We start from the raw sequence: 20096 nt of genomic DNA, 5'->3' as shown, positions 1-20096 counted from the left end.
ACCATTATGGTTGTCTGCTTGCTAGATATTCAGCAATTTGCCTTCCATGAAAACGCCCATTTTCGATGAAGATTTCATTTGCATTATTTCCTGCTGCAATTACCCCTGCAATAAAAATACCCTGCACATTTGTTTCCATTGTATCAGGATCAAACAGCGGACGACCTGATTCAAAATCAATCTCAATACCCATTTTCTCTAAGAATGAATGATCTGGATGATAACCGGTCATCGCAAAGACAAAATCATTTGGAATTGTAATTTCATCTTTTCCATTCGAATACGTTACCGTGTGTTCATCGATACGAGTGACAACTGCATCAAAAATCATTTCGATGATGCCGTTTCGTACCAAGGCTTCAAATTCTGGTAATATCCAAGGTTTCACACTTTTTGAATATTCTGTCCCTCGATAAATAACTGTCACACGAGCGTCTGCTTTTACTAGTTCCAATGCTGCATCCACACTGGAATTTTTACCACCAATTACAACTACATCTTGATTAAAGTATGGGTGCCCTTCTTTAAAATAGTGATGGACTTTCGATAAATTTTCACCAGGCACGCTCATATAGTTAGGTGAATCATAATAGCCAGTTGCAACAATAACATACTCTGCTTCGTACTCACCTTTTGAAGTGGTAACAACAAATTGTCCTCCATTGTTCTTTTGTACATGTTTTACAAGTTCAAACGAGTGAATTCGTAATTTTTTGCGTTTAACTACTTCACGATAGTAAGCAAGAGCTTGGTTTCGAACTGGTTTTCTGTTTTCTGTAATAAATGGAACATTTCCAATCTCTAACTTCTCACTTGAACTAAAAAAAGTCTGATGGGTAGGGTAATTGTAGATGGCATTTACAATGTTCCCTTTCTCAATGACAAGGGCATTGATGCCGATAGCCTGCAGTTCCAGTGCTGCAGAAAGTCCACAAGGTCCCCCTCCGATAATGATTGCTGTTTCTTTTTCCAAACTACTCACTCCTTTACTTCCAACGAACTTTAGCGTTGCACCAAGCTCTCTTTCAACTCCATTGGTTCCTACTAAGTAAATTATCTTTACGCACAAAAAAATCTCCTATCTTATGATAGGAGATTTTTTATAAATACGCAAATCTTTCTACTTATTAAATCCAGCCTCTAAAACGCGATGCTTCAGCCATTTTACGTACGCCTACCATGTAAGCAGCCAAGCGCATATCAACCTTACGTGTTGTCGACGTTTCGTAAATAGTATTAAAGGATTTAACCATTACTTTTTCTAGTTTTTCTTCTACTTCTTCTTCTGTCCAATAATAACCCTGATTATTTTGAACCCATTCAAAGTAAGAAACCGTAACGCCTCCAGCGCTAGCTAATACATCAGGCACAAGCAAGATGCCACGCTCAGACAGAATACGAGTTGCTTCTAATGTAGTTGGTCCATTTGCTGCTTCTACAACAATACTTGCTCGGATTTTATCAGCATTTTCTTCTGTAATTTGGTTTTCAATTGCTGCCGGAACAAGAATATCACAATCCAGTTCTAATAATTCTTTGTTACTAATTGTTGTATTAAATAACTTTGTTACCGTACCAAAACTATCTCGGCGATCTAATAGATAGTCAATGTCTAAACCGTTCTCGTCATGCAAAGCACCATATGCATCCGAAATACCGATAATTTTAGCTCCTGCATCATGCATAAATTTCGCTAAAAAGCTTCCGGCATTTCCAAAACCTTGCACCACGACTCTTGCACCTTTTAAATCAATTCCACGTTTTTTAGCCGCTTCTCTTATACAGATTGTAACCCCTTTAGCTGTTGCTGTTTCACGTCCGTGAGAACCTCCTAAGACAAGCGGTTTACCTGTGATAAAACCTGGTGAATTAAATTCATCAATTCGACTGTATTCATCCATCATCCAGGCCATAATTTGCGAATTCGTAAACACGTCTGGTGCTGGAATATCTTTTGTTGGACCTACAATCTGACTAATTGCTCTTACATATCCACGACTTAACTTTTCTAATTCTCCAAACGACATGTTACGAGGGTCACATACAATTCCACCTTTTCCCCCGCCATAAGGTAAATCTACAATCCCACATTTTAAACTCATCCAAATAGAAAGAGCTTTCACTTCTTTTTCTGTTACATTTGGGTGAAAGCGAATTCCACCTTTTGTGGGACCAACAGCATCGTTATGCTGAGCGCGGTAACCTGTAAAGATTTTAACCGAACCATCATCCATTTTGACAGGAATTTTCACCGTCATCATGCGAAGTGGTTCCCTTAACAATTCATATACTTCCTCAGGATAGCCCAATTTCTCCAACGCCTTATGTATGACCGTTTGAGTAGATTTTAACACATCATTTTTCTCTTCTTGTCGATTGCTCTTGCTTTCTTGCATTTTGTCGGCTACCATCTGTAAACCTCCTAAAGTGGATCAAAAAATTAGTAATTCATTAATTTGGTGCATCTTTCATGACATAGTATACACCCTTACTTTTACAATGCAAAGGGAAATATGAAAGTTTTATGATATTTTGTAGGACAAAACGAAAACGCTTCCAATTAATTGTGTAATCATCATAATTTTTACTATTTTTCGCAAGACCATGTGAGGTAAATCCCTAAAAAAACTCCTTTTATTGCCGCAGGTTTACGTAACACCTATAGCAATAAAAGGAGCTGTTACATTTGAATGTACCTTTGCTCTAAGTTTATGAAAAAGTATCTGCAATATACGAAAGAGCTTGATTATGAATTAGCTGCTTTCCATACTCCTGTACACGATGTTTCGTAATCGTAGAAGGGTTTCCGTACTCTGCTAATAACGCTATAATATTTCCAATCTCTTTCATCGTCAGTTTTTCTTCTCCTACTAACACATAAAACCGATTTTCAAACGAATAGAGAATGGTTTCAATATCGTAATGCTCATTAATCCGTTTTGCTAGTTGAATAACGTCTTCAAACGTTTGAAACTCAAAGAATAAATCGTGACTCTCATCCAACATCACTTGCATCTCGATAAATTCTTCATACATATCTTCATGGTCATCCATAATTTCCATTTCATCTTGACTATCTTGTTTCGTCACAAACACGACCATCCCCTGAGCTTGAAGGGAAAAAATCTCTACTGAAAGCGAGCTTGTCGGTTCAAAATTCAATTCTTTGGACGCCTGCTCAATCATCTCACGAAACAGCTGTTTAACCTTAAATGTATCAGTCCACAAATCTTCTTTTGTGAGTCCTCGCTCTTTTAAATCATCGTACGTGACAAAGACTTTTAACTTATTATAATTTAAACGCTCAAGTCTCATTTGCGTCCCTCCCCGCTTGCACTCATAACCACATGGTTTGATAATGCAGTATATGTACCTTCTAGAAAACGGTTCGTGATGTTTACTTACGAGTTTACAGGTTTACACGGTTAAAAACAAGCCTATTGATTATGATGCTCAGCTAATTTTTCAGTTAGCCATTCATTCCATTCGTTTTTAGAATTCCCTAATAAAAATGAAGAAGCTCGCTCTTTATCTTTTCCTTCTAACATTTCAAAAACAAAACCACCAAGGCCAATTTTCAAATGAGGAAACTCTCCCTGTACATCACACGCTAAATCAACGGTTTTCTTAGCATTTTCCATCATTGTACAGGACATAAAGAAGAAGGTTGGATCCACTTCTTTTAAAATGAGATAAATATCCCTTTCTTCAATGCTGCTCCCTAAGTAAATAACTTCGAACCCTTTTCTTCTTAAGAATAATGTAAAAACAAGCAACCCCACTTCATGTGTTTCATTCGGACCGCATACCGCAATGGCTTTTGGCAATAAGCCACTTGAAGGAAGAGAATAAAATAACATACTAATTCTTGTTTTTAAAAGCTGTGTAGCATAGTGTTCATGGGCACTTGTAATCTTTCCTTTCTCCCACATGTCTCCTACTGTAACTAATAAAGAACCCAGTATATCAATGACTACTTGCTCCACCGAATATAAGCTAAAAGCATGATTAATTAGCTCTTGTGCTTTACTTTCTTCAAAAGATAATAAATGATGTAAAATTTGATCCTTTAAACGTTGAGGTGTTTCCACTTCACTTTGGTCATCAGTTTGGTGAACATTTGCGCTCTCTGTTTCTAACAACGAGACGGCTTGACTAATCGTAAAGCCATTGCTTACTTTATCTGTTAACCACTTTAATTTTTTAAAATCTGCCTCTGTATACAAACGATGACCCGACTCGTTTCGCACAGGGTTAAATATTTTATAGCGACGCTCCCATGCACGCAACGTTCCGGGTTGGATTCCGACCATGTTTGAGATGGCTTTAATATTATACTTTCCTTCTTGTGAAGCCATATGTAACCTCCAACGACTCTTCATGAACTATAACGTATTACTTGCATTATAGGATAAGTTACACGTTGTGTAAAATTTATATATGCTGGGTTTCAGAGACTCTTGTAGTTAGTTTGCTCTAGTGATTGTGAGAACATGCGCCTTAGCTTTTGCTTCCAAACGAAGGGGCACAGAAGTAGTTCCATAACCATTGCTTACAAAATAAACTGTATCTTTATGTGCTTTTAGTCCACCTAATTCATAAGGACCGAATCCAAGCAAACGAATCTGTCCACCATGGGTGTGACCACTAAGCATTAAGTCAACACGATGATTTTCTACTTCAAAGACTGCATCCGGATTATGGCTAAACAACAATGTAAAATACCGTTGATCTATGCCTTTAAAGGCTTGGTTCATGTTTAATTGTCCTTCTGACAAGTCATCAACTCCTACAATATTGTAGGAAACCCCTTCTTTCTCTATGCAAATTGCTTCGTTTTTTAAAGCTATTACCTCATGCTTTTTAAAGATATTCATTAAACTTTCTTGATCAATTTCATAATCGTTATTTCCCCATACAAAGTAAATAGAACCTAACTGGCTTAATTGCTTAATATTTGTTTCAATCTGTTGGATCGGGACACCTTTTTCAGCTAGGTCTCCTCCAATAACAACAAAGTCAATCTTTCCATTTACTTGTTCAATTAAGGATTGTGTAACCGTACGTTTATGTATATCTGAAATAAAGAAAATGCGTAATGACTGCCACTCCTTTGGAACACCCTTCACTTCAATATTTTCTTGTTCGACGACTGTACGCTGTGCTTCTTTTGCCATGTAAGTAAGTAAAACAATAGCAATTACTATTAATACACCGATAATTCCTATAATCATAATTATGCTCACTCCTTTTTATTTGCTTTGTGAAGCAGCACCTATACCGTAAATAAATGAAGCCACTATAACTGGTAATAGTAAGTAACACTCATATGAAATAAACGCTACGCATCCTACTAAAGAAATCCATGCTACGAAAAAGTCCATCTTCTGCACCCTTGTCCCTTGTATCCAACGGTACATATTTTCAAATAGCATTTTTACCCAAATAGCCTGACACGTACAGCTAATCAAAAAGAGCAAAATCGTTGCAAAGAGATTCTCTGGATTTTTCAGAAAGTACACAATGGTATCTAGTGAAACTCCTTTTTGTTCAAATACAGAGGTTGTAATGAAATAATAACTACATACCCAACCTATTACAAATAATAACCACTTTCTCATAATACAAGCCTCCCCTCACTACAACTTGTATGTGAGAAGAGGCTATTGCATGTATTTAATCCTTATTTATTTTCATGATACAAATTAATATCGTAGGTTTGTTTCATTGCCGCATACAAATCTTTTCGGTTTTCCCACTGTGCTGGCGTTGACCAAATATCCTTGCTTTTTTGAATGATTTCACACCGCAAATCATTAAATTCTTTTTCCAACTTATCGCACTGCTTTTGCATCTGTATCATTTTGAAATAGGTAGAAACAATAATAATAAGCAAAAAAAGATGCTTACTATCATCTAGAAAGAATTGAATAAAATCACTAAAAGCTCGTAAATTCAGCTGCGAAGTAAATACAAATAAATAACTCATCCCAAGAAGCAAACACCCAAAGAATGCCCACTTCCATTTATTCATCGATTTTTGAGTAGCTGATAGCTTTTCTTTTTTAGTTATAACACTTTCTAATATATATTGAGTTGGTTCATCAACATGATAATGAGATAGCTCTTTCACTTTCTTCAACTCCCCTTTATAAGGCTAGTACCACAGTATGAAGAAAGATGACTGTTTATGTTTAAAATTTCAGCAATGAATCTTTTAATGGACAGCTTGTTTGAGCAACCTTGCTAGTTCGCCTTGCCATCCTAAAAATGTAGACTCCGTACACTCATGTTCAGGTTGACTATATTCATCCAAATCAATATTGCAAAGGTCACAGCAATTGTGCTTCTCTGAAATACCCTCTTCTTCGAAATAGCTCATTAAAGCTTTTCTTCTACAACCCTTTGTATGGATAAACTCTTTCATTGCGTGGTATTTTTTCTGTTTAGCATTTAAGCGTTTATTTACAATTTCCATCAGCTCTTCATATAGAGATTCCGTGACCTTCTCTGGATAAATTAATCCATCATGAACAGCACCGATATTTTCTAAGTAGTGACGGATAAAACGCCAATGGGTTTCGTAAATACCAATTGTAAATAAGAAGTGCGCTTCTACTTCTCGAACTCCAACCGGGCTGGAACTTGAACGAATTTGTGACAAACAATATAAAAGCGTATCCGAAGAAGGAAGCTCTAAGTCTAACAAAGCCTGCGCAGAACCATCATCTTCTTCACTATATAATAAAATCGCCAAACTCGGTAACCCATCACGACCTCCCCTGCCAATTTCTTGAACGTAGGATTCAAGCTGGGTAGGCGTTTGAAAATGCAGTACAAACCGAACGTTTGATTTGTTAACTCCCATTCCAAAAGCACTTGTACAACAAATAAAGTCGAGCTGATTTTCAAGAAATTGTCGCTGGATAAGCGTACGATCGTTAGCTTCCATTCCTCCGTGGTAATATTGAACTTTCTCAACACCGTTTTCTTTTAAGTAGTGCGTTAGCGACTCTGTTAAAGCCCGGCTAGAACAATAAATAATACCTGGTTTTTGAATTTTCGTTACGTATTCCAATAGCTTTTTCTTTTTTTCTTCAAGACCATGCACATGCTCTACGCTGATAGCAATATTTGAACGATTCATTGAATATAAGTGCTCATTAACTTGATCAAGGTGTAAATACTTTTTAATATCACTGAGTACTTCACTCGTTGCTGTACCGGTTAGCGCTAAGCAAGTTGGCTTCCCTAGCTTTTCCCATACAATACCTAAGTTTAAGTAGTCTAATCGAAAGTCATGTCCCCATTGTGAAATACAGTGTGCTTCATCTACAACGAACATACCGATATTCGTTTGTTTTAAAGCATGAACTACATGGGGATTCTGTAAGATTTCGGGGGAAGCATAAATGAAACGATAGCTATTTAAAGAGCGTAGTGCCTGCTGCTTTTCATCTTCACGTAAAAAGCTGTTAAGAGCAATAACCCTCTTCTCTCCTTTGGCTTTAAGCTGCTGAACCTGATCTTCCATCAGGGAAAGTAATGGGGACACAATAAGGATTGGCCGCTTTAAAAAATAGCCAGGGAGCTGATAGCAAAGTGACTTTCCTGTTCCAGTAGGCAAAACGGCCAGAACATGATTGTGATTTAATAAGTCCGTTATAATTTCTTTTTGACCGTTTCGAAAAGTTGAAAAGCCAAATTCTCTTTGAAGTACCTGTTCTAACTGCATCGTCTTACTCCTTTCTTAATCCGTTACGCACTTAGCTAATACAAGACGAATTTGAAAATAAGTAAGGTGATCACTAACCTCTTTTTTTATTTCTTTGAGCTGATTGGTATTTAACGCTTTGAAAGCGTTGATAATTTCCTCTTGATCCTCTACTTTCACATAAGCATCAATCGTAAAGTTAGGAAGAAACAATGCCAGTTCAGCAATATGATCTTCAATTGTGCTCTCTTTTAACCGCCTAATTCTCGCTACTTCTTTTAATGATTTTCCTTTTTGTAACCACTCATACGTTTTAACTGTTGAAGCTGTTAATGGTACAGTCATATGTACATCTTGTACAAATTTCTGGAGAACAGGAAATTCACTTGGACATTCGCTAATTTGCTCAATAATTTGATGAACAACGCTGATTATCAATAAGTGAACGTAGTTTTCGTCCATATTGTAATACTCAGCAAGCTGGTTTTTCGTTAAGCCAATTCGTTTATATCCACTCAAGTGTTGGACAAACATATCAGCATCTCGGGAAGAACCCCTCTTTAATATGCATTGTAACTCATCAAATAAATGCTTTGCCAACTCTTCTCGTGAATACGACTGAGAAAATAGATAAGCTTTCACCCATTGAATGGGCTCAGCATCTTGCGTTATTGGTAAAAATCCCTTTTGAAAATACTGTAGGTTAGAGATTGTTTGAATGAACAAGGTCAGTCTCGATAAAAATAATTGTGTGCTACTTGCAAATTGCCAACCGCTAAGCTTAGCTGGCAGAGGCCATTCACGTAACTGTGTGCGAAGTACTTGTTCGCCCTTGGCTGTTAGCACATATTTTTGATGATCTACTTCTTTAATAAATTGTTGAGAATTAAGCTCTTTTACGTATCGAGAAAATGTTTCTTTTTTCAAGTAACTAAATGATTGAAATAAAAAAGACAAGCCAAAGATTTTACCGTCTTGAATTGTTTGCGCTGATTTTTTACCAGCTACTATATGATAAATTCCGTAAACTGTTCGTTCACCTTTTAGTTGTTGCATACTATATAGCATAACGGTTTGAATATAGTTCACAATCGTCAACTTCCTTTCTCTTTTCATTTTACCAAAACTTTAACAGAACGCATCCTTTTGTCATTGAGCGAATCGAGATGAATCAAAAAAGCAGTGCTATAAGTCATGACAAACCCTTGTCTGATAAGCATTATCAATGACTTTTCTATTGAAAAGTTTTAAAAATCGTCTTACAATGGGTAAAGAGAAATTTCACGCTTATGTTGAAAAGAGATTATATAACACGAAATTTTCGAACACTTTACAGGAGGTCTTGTTATGCCAAAATATACAATTGTTGACAAAGATACATGTATTGCATGTGGAGCATGTGGAGCAGCAGCACCAGACATTTATGATTACGATGATGAAGGAATTGCATTCGTAACATTAGATGATAACCAAGGGATTGTGGAAGTTCCTGATGAATTAGAAGATGATATGATGGATGCATTTGAAGGCTGTCCAACAGATTCAATCCGCGTAGCAGATGAGAAGTTTGACGGTGACTCTAACAAATTTGAATAAGAAGTAAAAAAAGACCTGTACATAGAGATGTACAGGTCTTTTTTTCTATTTAAACTGCGACTCGCTTTGTAATCCAATACTTCATTTTATTAAATAAAACAACGAAAATTAAGCCTGTAATAATCCCTTTAATCATATTAAATGGCAGAATCCCCGTTACGACTAACTGACGTGTTTCCTCACTTGACAGTGCCGGTGACTGCAAGAAAAGCGTATATGCCGGTAAGAACACATAGTAATTTAAAAACGCCATGCCAACGGACATTACTACTGTTCCAACTACTAAACCTGTTGTAATACCTTTTGTAGTTTTAAATTTATGAAACATAAGAGAAACCGGTAAAATAAATAATAGCCCTGCTACAAAATTTGCGAATTGGCCTACAGGGACGCCTGTTGCGCTTCCTTGAATGAGGTAGTGGAGAAGATTTTTAATTCCTTCGACAATAATACCTGCTACAGGACCAAAGATTAATGCAGCAAGCAGTGCCGGCACCTCACTAAAATCAATTTTTAAAAATGGTGGTATACCTGGTATTGGGAAGTTAAGCATCATTAATACGTAAGACAAACCGCTTAGCATCCCTAAAATAACAAGCTTTTGTGTTTTCTTGCTTTGTTCCATTTCCCTCTCTCCTTCTTGCGATCCACTCTTCCAAGAAGAAAGGTTCATTGCATATGCGCTCCATAAAAAAACCTCAACAAATTTGTTGAGGGAAAATGCAGGCACATTCAATAAACGTTCAGCACATTTGCTTTTGAACGTTTGAACCTCCACCTTCTCCCATCCAGACTTTACTGTCGGCTTTGGAATCACACCAAATCCTGCTCCAAACTTAAAGAGCTCGCGGGCTTAAAACAACTTGTTTATCACCGCCGGTCGGGAATTACACCCTGCCCCGAAGATAGATCAATATTTAATGATGTTCACATTATATGATACCTTGAATTAAAAGTAAATCATTTAATATAAAAAATCCTACAATTCTCATTCTTTTAGTCATTATTTTTGCACGGCGGTAAAAGCAGCGGAATATTGAAAGATTGTCAGGCATCCTTTCAACGTACTTTCATATATAAAAACCTCAAAAAAGTACGTTTTAAAAATATTTAACTAGAAATAAATCTTCTAAATCCTCCTTTTTTTATAAAAAATCCGAATATTAATCAAAAAAATAAAAATGAAAACGTTACCAATTGTGAACTTTTTTACAATCTAATTGACAGAATTTTTTTAACGTGATAAATTATCAGATATTTGAGTTGTGAAAGGGAGATGTTAATACATGTATGAAGTGTTAGTAGCCGATTCAATTAGTAATGAAGGTCTTGCTCCATTATTAGAAGCATCAAATGTTAATTTAACAAGAAAAAAAGTAACGGAAGTTGAAGATTTATTGCATACATACGATGCACTGCTTGTTCGAAGCGCAACGACTGTGACGGAAGACTTGTTAGACAAGATGAAGAATTTAAAGATTGTTGCTCGTGCAGGTGTAGGTGTCGATAATATTGACATTGAAGCATCAACTAAGCGAGGCGTTGTTGTTATCAATGCTCCAAATGGAAACACTATTTCTACGGCTGAGCATACTTTTGCCATGATGGCTAGTTTAGTTCGCCATATCCCTCAAGGAAATATTTCTGTCAAATCTCGCGAATGGAACCGATCAGCATTTGTTGGTACAGAACTCAACCGCAAGCACTTAGGAATTGTTGGTTTTGGGCGTATCGGCTCTGAACTTGCCAAACGTGCGAAAGCCTTTAACATGACGGTACATGTATATGATCCATTTTTAACAACATCTCGCGCAGAAAAACTAGGAGTTGACCTCTTATCGTTAGATGATTTACTAGCAGTAGCTGATATTATTACTGTTCATACGCCATTAACGAAAGATACAAAAGGTTTATTAAATCGCGATACGTTAGCCAAAACAAAAAAAGGCGTTTATTTACTAAACTGTGCACGAGGCGGCATTATTGATGAAGAAGCACTTGCACACTATTTAGAAATTGGTCACGTTCAAGGTGCTGCAATTGACGTGTTTGAAGTAGAGCCACCTACTGATAATCCACTTTTAAACTTTGATCAGGTTATTACAACGCCACATTTAGGTGCTTCAACAAAAGAAGCGCAGTTAAATGTAGCTGAAGATGTTGCTTATGATGTGCTACGCTTCTTAGAAGGTAACCCAGTAAGTTCTTCAATTAACTTACCGACACTTTCAAAAGACGTATTCGAAAAAATCCAGCCGTTTACTAGCTTAACAAAACAGCTTGGTGCCGTTTTATCACAATGCATGAAAGAACCTGTTCAAGACATTTCTGTTACGTACGCAGGAACAGTAGCGGATTTAGAAACAACGTATATTACCCGAAGCTTGTTGTCTGGATTTTTAACTCATCGTATCGACCGCTCAGTTAACGAAGTAAACGCGTCAATGATTGCCAAAGAGAGAGGCATTACGTTTGGTGAGAAAATTTCTGATAACACTCAAGGCTATGCTAATATTATTGAAGTTGTTGTAAAAGGAGAATCTCGTACATTCTCTATTACCGGTACGTATATCAAAGATTACGGTCCTCGCGTTATTAATATTGATTCCTTTGACATTGATTTTTATCCAGAAGGACATTTATTATATATCCGACACACAGACCAACCTGGCGTTATTGGAAATGTTGGTAAAGCGCTTGGTGATTTAAATATCAACATTGCAACAATGCAGGTAGGACGTAAACAAAAAGGCGGAGAAGCGATTATGATGCTTACGTTCGACCGTCTTATTGAAGATGCAACAATTGAGTCTCTAAAGCAAGCAAGTGAAATTGTTACAATTCAACGTATTGAACTATAAAACAAAACAAGGAAGGCAAATGCCTTTCTTGTTTTTATTTTGTTATCTTTAGGTGTTGACCAGGATAAATATCACTGGTTGTCATATGATTTCTTCCTTTTAAATCGTCTACATCTATTTTGTATTTTTTTGCGATTTCAGATAACGTGTCCCCTCTTTCAACAACGTATCCTTCATTTAACTGTCTAAATACAGTAGCTTCTAACTGTTCCGTTACGTAGGCTGATAATTTTTCTTGATCAAGCTTTGCGATTGGGTTAATAGCATTCGTTTTATCAATATTCCACGTTCCTTTATGAACTTCAAAATGCAAATGGGCACCAGACGATCGACCTGTATTACCTATTTGTCCAATTGTCTGACGAGCAGAAATTCTTTCTCCCTCCGCAACACCTCGATTATTCAAATGTGCATACACCGTTTCGTATCCATTATCCTGCTTGATAAATACAACTTGTCCATATGTATCAGAGTAATAAGATTTGGTGACTCTCCCACTATATACTGCATACACCTGTGTTCCCACAGGCGCTGCAATATCAATACCAAAATGTTTTGCGTTACGAGAACCAAACACATCTGTAAGCGTTCCTTCTTCAGTAGGCCAGTTCCACTGTGTTGAAGCTTGTGCTTTAGCCATTGTTCCGCCAACAAACAATAGACCTATACACATTCCCATAATAACTACTACTAATATTCGCCTTACAATATCAAGCATACATATCCTCCTATGTACTAAGCGTTTCTTGACACATAAATATACTATATGCATTTTCAAAAATTCTAGACATTTCCAATAAAAAAAGGTTAGAAAATAGTGAAATATTTTCTAACCTTTTACTATTCAACCTGTGACCACAAAGTAACATTTATCACTATGAGTAGTGTTTAGGAAGCTTAATAAAGAATGTTGTGCCCTGATTTAAAATACTATTTACCACAATGACTCCATGATGTGCTTCTACAATATTTTTTGCAATTGCGAGCCCGAGTCCCGTACCCGACTTTCCTCTTGTTCTTGCCTTATCTGCTTTATAAAATCTTTCAAAAACAAACGGTAAATCTTCTTCTGGTATTCCTACACCTGTATCCTCAACTGAAAGATGAACTTCCGTTTGGTTACTGTTAATACCAAGCGTCACTTTGCCTCCTTTAGGAGTATGACGAATTGCATTATCAATCAAATTGGTTAATACTTGTTCTATCCGATCTGCATCAATGGTTGCCGGGAGTTTTATTTGTGCATTGGTTTGAAGTTCCAACCTAATGTCTTGCTCTTTAGCAATGCCCTGGAATTTACGAACTACTCGCTCAGCAAGTTCAACCATCTCAATTTCAGCTACGTGGAGTTGAACATGCCCCGCTTCCATTCGAGCTAAATCTAATAGTTCGTTAACAAGCCTCCCCATCCTTAAGGATTCATCATAAATAACTTGGGTAATTTCTTTTTTCTCTTCTTCCGTACTCGCAATGTCATCAATAATCGCTTCACTATAACCTTGTAGCATTGAAATCGGTGTTCGTAATTCATGTGAAACATTGGCGATAAAATCTTTTCGAAGTTTATCTAATTTACGCTCTTCTGACATATCGCGTAAAACCGCAACGGCTCCTCGAATCTTTGTTTGGTTATAAAGTGGTGACATGAGAATAACCCATGTCTTCCCTTGTATTGTTAGTTCTGCGCTCTGCTCTTTTTCACTTTTAACAACGCTCTCGAACAAACGAACAACTTTTAAAGGAAGTTCTGGAATGGACTGATTGTTCATATTTTGCTCATAGTACCATGCTTGTAAAAACTGATCTGCAGGTGGATTCGTAATTAAAATTGAACCATTTTGGCTAAATGTAATAACACCATCCGCCATACTACTTAAAATACTTGATAGTTGCTCTTTTTCTTGATTTAAAGCGTTAAGATTGAACTTTAACTGTCTTCCCATCTGATTGAAAGCAATGGCTAGCTCACCAATTTCATCATGTGTCAAAATCGGTACTTTCGTCTCGAAATTTCCTTTCGTAACCTCAAAAGCTGCCTGCTTCATTTTTCGAAGCGGAGCGGTAATTCGCGTTGATAAGAAAAAGGCAAAGATTGTAGTCAACACGATGGCAATACCCGCAGCTAAGATAATAAACTTTGTTGTATAGCGCGCAGGCTCTTCAATCTCAGCTAATGATTGGTACAAGTAAACTCCTCCATTACCTTGACCATCCACAGATAACGGAACGCCTACAATAAACATCAGTGGACTTTCTGAAGTACCTCTATCTTCGTTCATGTACATCTCTTCGTGTACAACTTCACCATGTGTAGTTACTCTCTGAAGATTTTTGTCTTCAGAAATAAGCGAGATGACAGTGTCGCGGCTCTCTTCTTCTGGATGTGTAGAATTCCAATACTTTTTATCTCCTTGCACAATTAAGATACTGGCTTGATCAGCTAATTCTCGTGCAATTGAAAGTCCAAGCTCCTGATCTTTGGTTTCTTGTACGATGGTGGAGATTTTAGCTGCTGTTTTCGTTAATCGCTTTTCTGCGTCATCTACATGATAATTTTCAAAGAACTGCAGCAATAAAACCGTTAAAATAAATAAAACAAACGTAACGAGTAATAAAATAGTAAACCAAAGTTTACCAACAACACTGCGCCAAAACATCAGCTGTTCCCAACCTCAAATTTATATCCTACACCCCAAACGGTTACAATCATTTTAGCAGCGTCTGGAGATACGCGGTTTAATTTTTCTCGCAAACGTTTGACATGGGTATCTACCGTCCTTAAATCTCCAAAGAAGTCGTAGTGCCAAACTTCTCTCAGCAACTGCTCTCGGTCGTACACTTTATCTGGCGTTTTTGCTAAAAAACACAGCAGTTCGTACTCTTTTGGTGTTAAGTTTACTTCTTTATCATCAGCAGTCACACGATGTGCATCATTGTCAATTGTTAAATGATCAAATACAATCATGTTTTTAACTGAAGGTGTTGGTTCCATAACAGGTATAGACGATGAGCGTCGTAATAAGGCCTTCACGCGCAGTACAACTTCTCTAGGGCTGAAGGGTTTAACAATATAGTCATCGGTTCCAACTTCAAAGCCTTGAACACGGTTTACTTCTTCCCCTTTTGCCGTTAGCATAATAATTGGTGTTGTTTTTTTCTCCCTGATTTGTTTACACACTTCAATTCCATCAATTCCAGGCATCATTAAATCTAAAATAATAAGATCATAATTTATATGTAACGCTTTCTCTATAGCCTCATGGCCATCAGCAGCTTCCTCAATCGTATATCCTTCTTTTTCTAAATACATCTTTAATAAACGACGAATACGATCTTCATCGTCCACAAGTAATAACCTTTGTTCAGTTTGCATGTTCTCAACCTCCTACGTTTAGTTTACAAAAAAAACAGATGAACTGCTACCAATGTCTAACCAACATTGTGACAATCTATGTAACAAATGAATGAGGCTTAATAGATTTCTCTTTTATTTGTACTCTTTTGAAATCATTTTTCATTCATATCTAATTCCCAGACCTGGTTGGATTCATTATGACAAAAAAAACTCGCTGTCGCAATGACAGCGAGTTTTGGTTATGCATATGAATGTAGACCTGCAATGACTAAGTTAACTGCAACGAGATTAAACATAATAATAGCAAAGCCACCAACTGCTAACCACGCTGAACGTTCACCTTGCCACCCTTTTGCTAGACGCAGATGTAAAAAGGCTGCATAGAAAAGCCACGTAATTAAAGCCCATACTTCTTTCGGATCCCATCCCCAGAAGCGCGTCCAGGCAATTTGCGCCCATATCATTGCAAAAATTAAAGCACCTAAAGTAAAAACAGGAAACCCAATAGCAACAGAGCGATAGCCTACTTCATCTAGTAATTCACTATTGACTTGCTTGACTAACGGTTTTAAAGCAGCACCAATTCGCTTGCGAAGAACAAGGCGAAGTAACCAATATAGGACTAAACCACTCATCAGTGACCATAAAACTGTATTTAATTTTTGTGCATTTATAATTGCAGGTACCGAAACCGTTGGCTCTAATCGATTATCCGTGATTAGCTCACCTTCATGCGGACCAACTAGGGCTGGCAGATGATATACCATTTCAGCCTGTTTTTCATTTTTATCAACCCATGTAAAGGTAGCGTCATAGTTTAATAAGCTAAAAGCTGTTGTCATAATAATAAATCCAACCGTACTAAGTAAAGAATACAGGATAAACTCTAGCCAAAATGTTTTTTTTGTTGCTTTTGTTTGATCAATACATTTAATAAGGTAAATCAGTCCCGCTACAAAGCTAATGGCTAAAATTGCTTCCCCTGCAGCAGCTGTTGTAACGTGAATATGTAACCAATTTGTTTGAAGAGCCGGTATTAAAGGCGAAATTTCTGTTGGGAACATACTTGCATACGCAATAATTAACAGCGCCACAGGAAGAGCAAATAAGCCTAGAATACTCAACTTATAAATAAAGTAAATAATAATAAATGCTCCGACAACCATCATGCCAAAGAAGGTTGTAAACTCAAATAGATTACTAACTGGTGCATGACCTGAAGCAATCCACCTCGTAATAAAATAACCAACTTGCGCAATGAATCCAACAATCGTTACGCTAATTCCAAATACCGGCCACTTGTTTGTCTTATGCTTTGAATTCTTTTCTCTAATGGCTCCACCAAAGAAAAACGTAGCGACTAAATAAGCAATAAAAGCTACATAAAGCAAGTTACTACTAACGCTTGCAAAATCCATTTTGTCTCCTCCTACCCCTTGTCTTTATCCATTTGATCATGCAACGGCATAACCTTGGTCTGTTGAATTGCTTGATTTAGCTCGTTTTTTAAACCGTACCAGTTTTTATTTGTATGAGCAGCTAACCAGAGCTCATTGTCAACTCTTTGAATCCATAGTCGACGATGATTCCAATACATTCCTTGAATGACACCAATCATAAAGATGGCACCTCCAAGACCTAAAACCCAAAGTGTATAATCCTTCCTCACTGTTAAACCTGTTACATTTTTTGTATCCACACCTGCAAAGGACATTTTATAGTCATTTTCACCAAGTGGCTCTAGGTTTTGTTGAATAGCGACAAGTGCTACCTCACCTTTGGGATGCTCAGGTGAAAACATTTTAAACACAAAGGCTGGATTATTCGGCACGCGCGTTTTGGTATCAGGATTTCCGTCATCATTTAAGTAAAAGTCTGGGAAATAGCTAATTAAATCTACTTTATAACCATCCTTAAGCTCATATGTTTCCTGCGGATTATATAAATCAACTGTTAATTGGCCAATATTTTCTTCCGTTTCTTTATTTGTTAAATGAAATGACATGGCATTAAACTCATTAAGCTTATAATCCACCTGGTAAATGGCATAACCCTCGTGCTTTAAAGGTTCATTTACACGAATGCTTTTATCCTTTAATTCTTTTAATTCTGGCGTTTGTCCAGGAATACTGTCCCCTTCACGCTCGTATAGTGTCACATCAGCTTGATAATTCTTTACAATCGTTTGATTACCGACTCGGTCAATCGCTTGTTGAAAAACTTCTTTTTCCGTGTCTTTATCGTACATTTCAACTTTAAACGCATTGTTTTTTAAATAGTATTCCCCATCAGTACCGGGCACTACCTTTGTTTCACCTTCTCGTACCCACAGCACTTCATCAACGTACATGCCAGGTACAAACCGAAGCATGGCGCCGATTAAGAAAATAATAAGCCCAACATGATTGACATAAGGTCCCCATCTTGAAAATCTTCCTTTTTCAGCCAATATGTTTCCGCTTTCTTCTCGAACCGTATATCGACGCTTTTTCAGCTGTTCTTTCAAAGTTTCATAGTCTTCATCTGTCCATGACTTCGTAACGCTAAATAAACGCTGCTTTTTCAAGAAATTTGCGTGTTTTTTTACCCTTTGATATTTTAGTGATTTATAAAGTGGAACAACTCGATCTAAGCTGGCAATGACTAATGATATACCAAGTGATGCGATTAAAAGCATGTACCACCATGAACCGTATAAATTGTGAAATCCTAGTTCATAGTAGAGTTTTCCCGTCCATCCGTACTCTTGTTCATAATATTGAACTGCTGTTGTTCCTGGTGGTATGTACATTTCTTGTGGATAAATCGTTCCTAGAGCTGATGCTGTAAGTGTAAGGATAATAATCCAAACACCTACCTTTACTGAGGAGAAAAAGTTCCATATCTTATCAATGATTGTTTTATTATATGTTTGTGACCGCCTTGCACTTCCCTCGTATCGCATATCAACCAGTTGCTTTGAGGCCTCTTCATTTAATGGCTTCCCACACGCTTCACATAACACGGTTCCTTCTTTATTTTGATGACCGCATTCACATCGTATTTGTTTCATAGCAAAAACTCCCTACGGCTTAATTAATTCCATGTACTCTTGAATTCGTTTTTCATCCAACCCTCCAATAAACACATCGACAATCTTTCCATCTTTATCAATTAAAAACGTAGTTGGTAACGGGTCTACACCGTATGCATGGAGAACCTGTGAATCCTTGTCCATTAGGATCGGAAAGGATAATCCATAGCGGTTTGCAAACTGCTTAACAGCAACATCTGTTTCACCAACATTTGCAGCTAAAATTTCAACACCCTGATCTTTATACTTGGCGTATTGCGCTTCCATTACAGGCATTTCCTTTTCACAAGGTTTACACCACGTGCCCCAAAAATTTAAAAAGACGCCTTTACCTTTGTAATCAGAAAGCTTATGCTCATTGCCTTCTAAATCTTGGAGCGCAAAGTTAGGAGCCTGATCACCTACTGAAAAGGCTTGCTTGTCAGCTATAAATTGCGTATATAGAGTGTAGCCGACGGCAACTAATAAAATAGTTAGAATCGTAGTACGAATAAATAAGCGACGTTTTTTCATCCCAATCGAACTCCTCTAAATCGTTTTCATTATGCGTTTTCTTACAATTATAGCATTTTTTCGCATTCGTAAAGGGAAAAATATTATGAAGGTTATGTGACACACTTATCTGTTTAATCGGCCATCGACAGAAAGCTCACTTGCCATCTCTAGGTATACGTCTTCATAAAAAAAGACACGTTTAGCTGACGGATTATACCATTAGCTAAACGTGCCTCTTTATACTTATTTACCTGTTTGTGCTTTCGTATACAGTTGCTTTACCTCATGAGCCGTTAATTCTCTTGCTTCTCCTGCATTTAAACCTCTTAAATCTAAATTCGCATAGCGCTCACGCTTTAGCTTTAAAACAGGGTGACCAATCGCTTCAAACATGCGACGAACTTGGCGGTTTTTACCTTCATGAATCGATAGCTCTACGATAGCTGTTTGTTTTCCTTTATCAATCGACAGAACTTTTGCACGCGCAGGCGATGTTTTTCCATCTTCAAGCATAATACCTCTTTGTAGCTGTCTAATTTTTTCACGTGGTGGAATACCTTTAACTTTTGCTACGTACACCTTATCAATTTCGTACTTTGGATGCGTTAGCAGGTTGGCGAATTCACCATCGTTTGTTAAAAGAATTAGACCTGACGTATCATAATCTAAGCGCCCAATTGGATAAATACGTTCTTCAACGTGGGGGAAAAAGTCTACAACTGTTTTTCGATCTTTGTCGTCCTTCGCTGCTGAAATAACGCCTCTTGGCTTATATAACATAAAATAGACCGGTTCCTCACGCTCTAATGGTACACCGTCCACTTCAATTTTATCGTTAGGTCCTACCTTTGTTCCTAGCTCTTTTACTGCTTTTCCGTTCACCGTTACTCGTCCTTGCGTAATAAGCTCTTCAGCTTTACGCCTTGAAGCAACACCCGCATGAGCAATTACTTTTTGTAATCGTTCCATTTATATCTCACCTCTTGTAACATCTTACTTGTT

19 protein-coding genes and 1 riboswitch are annotated in these 20096 nt (G+C 37.2%); of the genes, 2 read left to right on the top strand and 17 right to left on the bottom strand.

The genetic code is table 11. The features are described 5' to 3' along the window. Window positions 1-4: 4 nt before the first annotated feature. The 9 genes from V2145_RS03005 to V2145_RS02965 form a co-directional block, all read right to left on the bottom strand. Window positions 5-973, bottom strand: coding sequence for a YpdA family putative bacillithiol disulfide reductase (locus V2145_RS03005; protein WP_094910907.1), 969 nt, complete (start codon window positions 971-973; stop codon window positions 5-7). A gap of 154 nt (window positions 974-1127) precedes the next feature. Further along, window positions 1128-2396 carry a Glu/Leu/Phe/Val family dehydrogenase gene (locus V2145_RS03000; protein WP_179289222.1) on the bottom strand — a complete coding sequence of 423 codons (1269 nt, stop codon included), beginning with the start codon at window positions 2394-2396 and terminating at the stop codon, window positions 1128-1130. Window positions 2397-2709: 313 nt separating this feature from the next. Further along, complete coding sequence (locus V2145_RS02995; protein ID WP_094910674.1) at window positions 2710-3315, bottom strand: genetic competence negative regulator; 606 nt, start codon at window positions 3313-3315, stop codon at window positions 2710-2712. A gap of 122 nt (window positions 3316-3437) precedes the next feature. Further along, a complete protein-coding gene (locus tag V2145_RS02990) occupies window positions 3438-4358 on the bottom strand; it encodes a MerR family transcriptional regulator (protein WP_131888244.1) in 921 nt (306 codons plus the stop codon). A 108-nt stretch (window positions 4359-4466) separates the two neighbouring features. After that, on the bottom strand, window positions 4467-5234 hold the full coding sequence (locus V2145_RS02985; RefSeq protein ID WP_247600460.1) for a metallophosphoesterase: 768 nt from the start codon (window positions 5232-5234) through the stop codon (window positions 4467-4469). Window positions 5235-5252: 18 nt separating this feature from the next. After that, window positions 5253-5621, bottom strand: coding sequence for a hypothetical protein (locus V2145_RS02980; RefSeq protein ID WP_131888245.1), 369 nt, complete (start codon window positions 5619-5621; stop codon window positions 5253-5255). Window positions 5622-5683: 62 nt separating this feature from the next. Beyond that, complete coding sequence (locus V2145_RS02975) at window positions 5684-6133, bottom strand: DUF2663 family protein (RefSeq protein WP_165932591.1); 450 nt, start codon at window positions 6131-6133, stop codon at window positions 5684-5686. A gap of 84 nt (window positions 6134-6217) precedes the next feature. Beyond that, window positions 6218-7735, bottom strand: coding sequence for a RecQ family ATP-dependent DNA helicase (locus V2145_RS02970; RefSeq protein WP_131888246.1), 1518 nt, complete (start codon window positions 7733-7735; stop codon window positions 6218-6220). Window positions 7736-7750: 15 nt separating this feature from the next. After that, window positions 7751-8803 carry a helix-turn-helix domain-containing protein gene (locus tag V2145_RS02965; protein WP_330987305.1) on the bottom strand — a complete coding sequence of 351 codons (1053 nt, stop codon included), beginning with the start codon at window positions 8801-8803 and terminating at the stop codon, window positions 7751-7753. A 258-nt stretch (window positions 8804-9061) separates the two neighbouring features. On the opposite strand from V2145_RS02965, the gene V2145_RS02960 reads away from it, so the two are divergent. Beyond that, entirely contained in the window at window positions 9062-9310 is a 249-nt protein-coding gene (locus V2145_RS02960; protein ID WP_061784720.1) for a ferredoxin, read from the top strand. Window positions 9311-9359: 49 nt separating this feature from the next. Here V2145_RS02960 and V2145_RS02955 read toward each other — a convergent pair whose 3' ends face one another. Next, complete coding sequence (locus V2145_RS02955) at window positions 9360-9935, bottom strand: ECF transporter S component (protein WP_094910909.1); 576 nt, start codon at window positions 9933-9935, stop codon at window positions 9360-9362. A gap of 147 nt (window positions 9936-10082) precedes the next feature. Continuing rightward, window positions 10083-10221: riboswitch (FMN riboswitch) on the bottom strand. Between the two features lie 375 nt (window positions 10222-10596). Here V2145_RS02955 and serA point away from each other — a divergent pair. Next, the gene (gene serA / locus V2145_RS02950; protein ID WP_094910679.1) at window positions 10597-12171 is read left to right on the top strand and encodes a phosphoglycerate dehydrogenase; all 1575 of its coding nucleotides are present in this window, start codon (window positions 10597-10599) and stop codon (window positions 12169-12171) included. Window positions 12172-12205: 34 nt separating this feature from the next. Here serA and V2145_RS02945 read toward each other — a convergent pair whose 3' ends face one another. The 7 genes from V2145_RS02945 to V2145_RS02915 all read right to left on the bottom strand — a co-directional run bounded on the left by V2145_RS02945 (window position 12206) and on the right by V2145_RS02915 (window position 20063). Beyond that, window positions 12206-12889 carry a peptidoglycan DD-metalloendopeptidase family protein gene (locus V2145_RS02945; RefSeq protein ID WP_311856788.1) on the bottom strand — a complete coding sequence of 228 codons (684 nt, stop codon included), beginning with the start codon at window positions 12887-12889 and terminating at the stop codon, window positions 12206-12208. A 157-nt stretch (window positions 12890-13046) separates the two neighbouring features. Continuing rightward, on the bottom strand, window positions 13047-14828 hold the full coding sequence (locus V2145_RS02940; RefSeq protein ID WP_094910681.1) for an ATP-binding protein: 1782 nt from the start codon (window positions 14826-14828) through the stop codon (window positions 13047-13049). After that, window positions 14828-15544, bottom strand: coding sequence for a response regulator transcription factor (locus tag V2145_RS02935; RefSeq protein ID WP_094910682.1), 717 nt, complete (start codon window positions 15542-15544; stop codon window positions 14828-14830). Before V2145_RS02935 ends, V2145_RS02940 begins: the two co-directional genes overlap by 1 nt. Before the next feature lie 221 nt (window positions 15545-15765). After that, window positions 15766-16944 (bottom strand): c-type cytochrome biogenesis protein CcsB, encoded by a 1179-nt coding sequence (ccsB, locus tag V2145_RS02930; protein ID WP_330987304.1) that lies wholly within the window; start codon window positions 16942-16944, stop codon window positions 15766-15768. Between the two features lie 11 nt (window positions 16945-16955). Beyond that, entirely contained in the window at window positions 16956-18578 is a 1623-nt protein-coding gene (resB, locus tag V2145_RS02925) for a cytochrome c biogenesis protein ResB (RefSeq protein WP_311856784.1), read from the bottom strand. Window positions 18579-18590: 12 nt separating this feature from the next. Then, window positions 18591-19112, bottom strand: coding sequence for a thiol-disulfide oxidoreductase ResA (gene resA, locus V2145_RS02920; RefSeq protein ID WP_094910684.1), 522 nt, complete (start codon window positions 19110-19112; stop codon window positions 18591-18593). A gap of 225 nt (window positions 19113-19337) precedes the next feature. Then, a complete protein-coding gene (locus V2145_RS02915; protein ID WP_094910685.1) occupies window positions 19338-20063 on the bottom strand; it encodes a pseudouridine synthase in 726 nt (241 codons plus the stop codon). Between the last annotated feature and the right edge of the window lie 33 nt (window positions 20064-20096).

The organism is Priestia sp. GS2 (assembly GCF_036409025.1).
GTDB lineage: Bacteria > Bacillota > Bacilli > Bacillales > Bacillaceae_H > Priestia > Priestia aryabhattai_A.
The sequence above is the reverse complement of the archived record's forward strand: the minus strand, read 5'-3'. Positions and strand labels throughout refer to the sequence as shown.